The following is a 5,405-nucleotide window of genomic DNA, read 5'->3' on the forward strand; positions in this document are numbered from 1 at the left end:
CCAATCGCCGCTCGCCGCGGACCTACGACCGCGACCTCTACAAGGCGCGCCATCTGATCGAAAATTTCTTCGCCAGGCTCAAGCAGTTCCGTGCCATCGCAACCCGCTATGACAAGACTGCCCGCAACTTCCTCGCCGCGGTCCACCTCGCCGCCGCCGTCGTTTGGCTTAATTGACGACACGCCCTAAGCCACTAAGAATCAGCCTGACCAGCAGCGCCGCCAGGCCGATCGGCATTCTACCGGATGTTTCGAGGTGTTGCCGACCTTCAGGACCCGCTGGAGTGGAGGATCATTCAGGCTCGGGCTCTGAGCCGGGAATGATTTTGAAACCGGTTGCCCAGGCCATACAAGCTTCCGCCCCCTAACCTCAGGCCAGCCGCCCGTGGCAGTGCTTGTACTTCTTCCCCGACCCGCAGGGGCACGGCGCGTTGCGCGGCGTGGCTGCCCAGGTGCTCTGGTCGTTCGGATCGACCGCCGGGGTCCGGACCATCGACGCCACCGCAACGCCCTGACTGCCACTATCAATCGGCTCGCCGGTCAGGGCCGAAACCGGTTCGGCGTGGCTTTCCACCATCTGCACCCGCACCGGCTCGGGCGCGACCGGGCGATCCGGCGCGATCTCGACGCGCGACAGCAGGGTGGTCACCCGCTCCTTCAGGTCGGTCAGCATCGCGTTGAACAGGGTGAAGGCTTCCGACTTGTACTCGTTCAGCGGGTCGCGCTGGCCATAGGCGCGCAGGCCGATGCCCTGGCGCAGGTGGTCGAGCGCATACAGATGCTCCTTCCACACCGCATCCAGCGTCTGGATCAGCAGGCTTTTTTCGATGAAGCGCATCAGGTCGGGACCCATGTTGGCCGCCTTCGCCGCCATCGCCTCATCCACCGCCCGCTGGATTCGCTCGCGCAGGTGGGTCTCGTCGATCCCCTCTTCCCGGCCCCAGGCGTCGATCGGCAGCGCCAGGTTGAACACGCGCCCGACGTCCTCGGTCAGCTCGGCCAGTTGCCACTGCTCGGCGAAGGCCTTCTCCGGCACCCGGGCGACGACCATGTTGACCAGCACTTCCTCGCGCATGTCGGCAACGGTCTCGGAGACGTCGGTGGCGCGCATGTACTCCTTGCGCTGGGCGTACACCTCCTTGCGCTGGTCGTTCATGACGTCGTCGAACTTGAGGACGTTCTTGCGCATGTCGAAGTTGCGCGCCTCGACCTTCTTCTGCGCCTTCTCCAGGGCCTTGTTGATCCAGGGATGGACGATCGCCTCGCCCTCCTTCAGCCCGAGCCGCTGCAGCATCCCGCCCATCCGCTCGGAGCCGAAGATGCGCATCAGGTCGTCTTCCAGCGACAGGAAGAAGCGCGACCGGCCCGGGTCGCCCTGGCGGCCCGAACGGCCGCGCAGCTGGTTGTCGATGCGGCGGCTTTCGTGCCGCTCGGTGCCGACGACGAACAGGCCGCCGGCGTCCTTCACCTTCCGGTGGGCGGCTTCGATCTCCGCGTGGATCTCGGCTTCCTTCGCGGCGCGGGCGGCTTCGTCGTGGATGTTCGCCAGTTCCTTGCGCAGGCGGACTTCCAGGTTGCCGCCCAGCTTGATGTCGGTGCCGCGGCCGGCCATGTTGGTGGCGATGGTGATGGCGCCGGGCGCTCCCGCATCCGCCACGATGCCGGCTTCCTGCTCGTGGAAGCGGGCGTTCAGCACGCTGTGCGGGACCTTCTTCTTCTTGAGGATTTCGCTGATCACCTCGCTCTTCTCGATCGAGGTGGTGCCGACGAGCACCGGCTGGCCCTTCTCCCGCGCCTCGGCGATCAGCGCCGCCAGCGCCTCATACTTTTCGGCGGCGGTGCGGTAAACCTCGTCATCCTCGTCGTTGCGCATCACCGGCACGTTGGTCGGGATTTCGATCGCGTGCAGCCGGTAGATTTCCTCGAACTCGTCGGACTCGGTCATCGCCGTGCCGGTCATGCCGGACAGCTTGGGATACAACCGGAAGTAGTTCTGGAAGGTGATCGAGGCCAGCGTCTGGTTCTCGGCCTGGACAGTGACGTGCTCCTTCGCCTCCAGCGCCTGGTGCAGGCCTTCCGAATAGCGGCGGCCTTGCATCATGCGGCCGGTGAACTCGTCGATCAGGATGATCTGGTCGTCGCGAACGATGTAGTCCACGTCGCGGGCGAACAGCGTGTGGGCGCGCAGCGACTGCTGCACGTGGTGCACGACCGAGACGTTGAAGATGTCGTACATGTTGCCTTCGGTCAGCACGCCGGCCGCGCGCAGCATGTCCTCGACCGTCTCGCTGCCGTCCTCGGTCAGCGACACCGTGCGCTGCTTCTCGTCCTTCTCATAGGTGGACTCGTCCTTGACCAGTTCCTTCACCACGGCATCGACGCGGCGGTAGAGGTCGGAGCTGTCCTCGGCGGGGCCGGAGATGATCAGCGGGGTGCGCGCCTCGTCGATCAGGATGGAGTCCACCTCGTCGACGATGGCGTAGAAGAAGTCGCGCTGGACCATGTCCTCCAGCCGGTACTTCATGTTGTCGCGCAGGTAGTCGAAGCCGAACTCGTTGTTGGTGCCGTAGGTGATGTCGGCGTTGTACTGGGCGCGCTTGGTTTCCTCGTCCTGGCCGTGCACGACGACGCCGACGCTCATGCCGAGGAACTGGTAGATCTGGCCCATCCACTCGCCGTCGCGGCGGGCGAGGTAGTCGTTGACGGTGACGACGTGCACGCCCTTGCCGGCGAGCGCATTGAGGTACACCGGCAGGGTGGCGACCAGGGTCTTGCCTTCGCCGGTCTTCATCTCGGCGATCTTGCCGTCGTGCAGCACCATGCCGCCGACGAGCTGCACGTCGAAGTGGCGCTGCCCCAGCGTGCGTATCGCAGCCTCCCGCACCACGGCGAAGGCTTCCGGCAGCAGGTCGTCCAGGGTGGCGCCGTCGGCCAGGCGCTGACGGAATTCCACCGTCTTGGCGGCGAGGGCCTGGTCGGACAGGGCCTTCATCCCCGCTTCCAGGGCGTTGATCTGCGGCACGCGCCGCTGATACGCCTTGAGCGAGCGGTCGTTGGCGGAGCCGAAAATGGCGCGAGCGATTGAGCCGAGCATGCGTACCTTCCAAGGGGCGACCGGGCGCAGACAACCGGACGCGCGGCGTTCAGATAAGACCCGGATGCCCCAGGGTCAACGACCGCGACGTTTTCGCCGCCGATTGGCCGGCGGCTGGGGGTAGCTTACAGGCATATCGGCGGTTCGGGAACCGCCCGGATCGCGGGATCGGGCGGTCCCCCTGCCGGCGGCTCAGAACGGAATGCGCGCGCTCAGCAGCCAAGCGTGGTTGTAGACCGGGGTCAGCACCGGCTTGTAGACCTGCTCCGGCGTGACGGCGAACTGGTAGCCGACGCCGATGATCGCCTTCACCCGGTGATAGATGGGGAAGCGGCCGAAGATGATGCCGGGGGTGAGGAAGATCTGGTTCTTGCCGGCGCGCACGCCGTTGAGCCACAAGGTATGGCTGAATTCAAACTCCGGCCAGAAGTACGTGGCGAAATGGTACTGCAGGGCGACGTTGGTGACCAACGCAGTGCCGATGACGTTCTGGTGCGCCAGCGGGATCGGAATGCCGAAGGTCGCCTGGATGTCGAAGTCGCCCCACCCCTTGCCGCCGGCGATCGTCGGCGTGATCACCCAGGCGTTGTTGCTGAAGGCTTCCGAGCCGACAGGCGCCTGGACGCCGAAGAAGGTGGTGAGGATATAGTTGCCGTCCTGCTCGTTGGCGCTGAGCAGGCGCTGCTTGACGATGAAGAACGGAGCATCGCCCCAGCCGGTCGCCGGTTTCCTGGTGTACCGCTCGATATAGGATGGCGGGTTGAGTAGGATTTCGTTCGTCGTGGTCGGGATCAGCTCCAGGCCCTTGCCGCTGCCGAAGGTGTTCTCCTCGGCGCCGTTGCCCAGGCTCTGCCAGTACTGGTCGTAGCGCACTTCTTGCTCGAGCCGCGGGGTGACGGTGACCAGCGGCGTCATCCAGTGCGGCTGGCTGGCCTGTGCCTGCTCGACGCGGGCGAACCAGTTGCGGAAATAGTCGCCGACGGACGACGACGTCGGCGCATCGGTGGTGGCCGGCGCCGCGGGCGCGGCACCTTGCTGGGCCACCTGCTGCCAGTCAGTCGGGAGCGCCAGCTACAAGGGCTGGCGGGTCGCGCCATCGGTATCCGCCGCCTGCGCCGCCACGGCGAGAAGCAGCAAGGGGAAAGCGGCCGCGATCACGTGGGAAACCGTGCGTGCCAAGTCTGTACCTCCGCAATATCGAGAATCGTGTCCGGCCCGGCGGGACCGACAGCTCACGCTATATCCAGAGTGACATATCGAGAAAGAGTGTGCAGTCCTTTGGCACAGATTTCCTGCACCTCCGGCACCTGATTCTTTGCCGCGTTGTAAGCGCAACACACATGTTGCCGGGATATAGCGCGACGCCCGGTCGGCTGGCTGTGGCAGCCCCGGATGAACCGATAAGCGGCATCGACCCGGGGCCGAGCGGCTGGCGCACGACGGCTTGCCGGCACGGGCTATGGCGATGCGAAGCGAGAATCAGGGCGTGCGGGGGGCCGGCCGGGACACGGAATTTGGGTTTGCGCCCGGCGCCCGTTCTGATATGGAGTGGCGACCTGACGCGGAGAGATGGCCGAGCGGCTTAAGGCGCACGCTTGGAAAGCGTGTGTACGTGCAAGCGTACCCAGGGTTCGAATCCCTGTCTCTCCGCCAGCTACGCCGGCCACTGCCATGAGATCAAGGCTGTCGCTGGCGACAGCAAACCGCAGGTCGATAGGGACAGGGCGACAGCGTTCCCCCTCCGTCATGGCCTGGCCTGTCCGCATAGGCGGTCACTTAAGCGGCCGGGTGCGAGGCACCGCCCCGTCGTCATGGCGGCCGCAGGGCCGCCATCCACGCCTTACGGTGCTGATATCAGCAAAAGGCGTGGATGGTGGGCCTCCGCCCACCATGATGGGGTAGCAACGGCCGTGCTCCTGGCCGCCTAAGTCAACGCCTGTGTGGCCTGTCCGGGCCATGACGATGAAGACAGGCCGCCTCGGCGTCCCAACTCACCTGCGGTCTGCTGTGGTAAGTTGGCGCCCATGCGGCATCACCCGACGGTTCAGGGCACCACGACGACAGTCGGTGGCTGGTAATAGGGCGGTGGCGGCGGCGGGTAGTAGGGCCTTGCCGCGGCGGCGCCCACCACGGCGCCGGTCGCCACGCCCGCCACGAATCCTGCGCCGGCCGGATAGGCCGGCGGTGGCGGTGGTGGTCGATAGCCATAGGCCGGGGGCCGGTAGCCATAGGCAGGCGGCCGGTGCGCATCGGTGGTGGCCGGCGCCGCGGGCGCGGCACCTTGCTGGGCCACCTGCTGCCAGTCAGTCGGG

The 5,405-nt window shown here is 66.1% G+C and carries 3 protein-coding genes, 1 tRNA gene and 1 pseudogene; 2 read left to right on the plus strand and 3 right to left on the minus strand.

Going from position 1 to position 5,405, the window contains the following annotated elements:
- Window positions 1–176 (plus strand): transposase (locus CCS01_RS00565; RefSeq protein WP_146101497.1); only part of this gene is annotated, 176 nt, incomplete at its 5' end.
- 193 nt (window positions 177–369) lie between these two features.
- On the opposite strand, the gene secA is transcribed toward CCS01_RS00565, so the two are convergent.
- Both secA and CCS01_RS00575 read right to left on the minus strand, forming a co-directional pair.
- Window positions 370–3,093, minus strand: coding sequence for a preprotein translocase subunit SecA (gene secA, locus CCS01_RS00570; RefSeq protein ID WP_104516892.1), 2,724 nt, complete (start codon window positions 3,091–3,093; stop codon window positions 370–372).
- A 192-nt stretch (window positions 3,094–3,285) separates the two neighbouring features.
- The gene (locus CCS01_RS00575; protein ID WP_104516893.1) at window positions 3,286–4,137 is read right to left on the minus strand and encodes a hypothetical protein; all 852 of its coding nucleotides are present in this window, start codon (window positions 4,135–4,137) and stop codon (window positions 3,286–3,288) included.
- 519 nt (window positions 4,138–4,656) lie between these two features.
- Between CCS01_RS00575 and CCS01_RS00580 the strand changes: the two genes are divergently transcribed.
- Window positions 4,657–4,746: transfer RNA gene (locus CCS01_RS00580), tRNA-Ser, on the plus strand.
- Between the two features lie 391 nt (window positions 4,747–5,137).
- Here the strand turns inward: CCS01_RS00580 and CCS01_RS33415 are convergent.
- Window positions 5,138–5,405, minus strand: a pseudogene (locus CCS01_RS33415) (hypothetical protein); the annotation flags it as partial.

It is taken from the genome of Rhodopila globiformis (genome assembly GCF_002937115.1).
Taxonomy (GTDB): Bacteria; Pseudomonadota; Alphaproteobacteria; order Acetobacterales; family Acetobacteraceae; genus Rhodopila; species Rhodopila globiformis.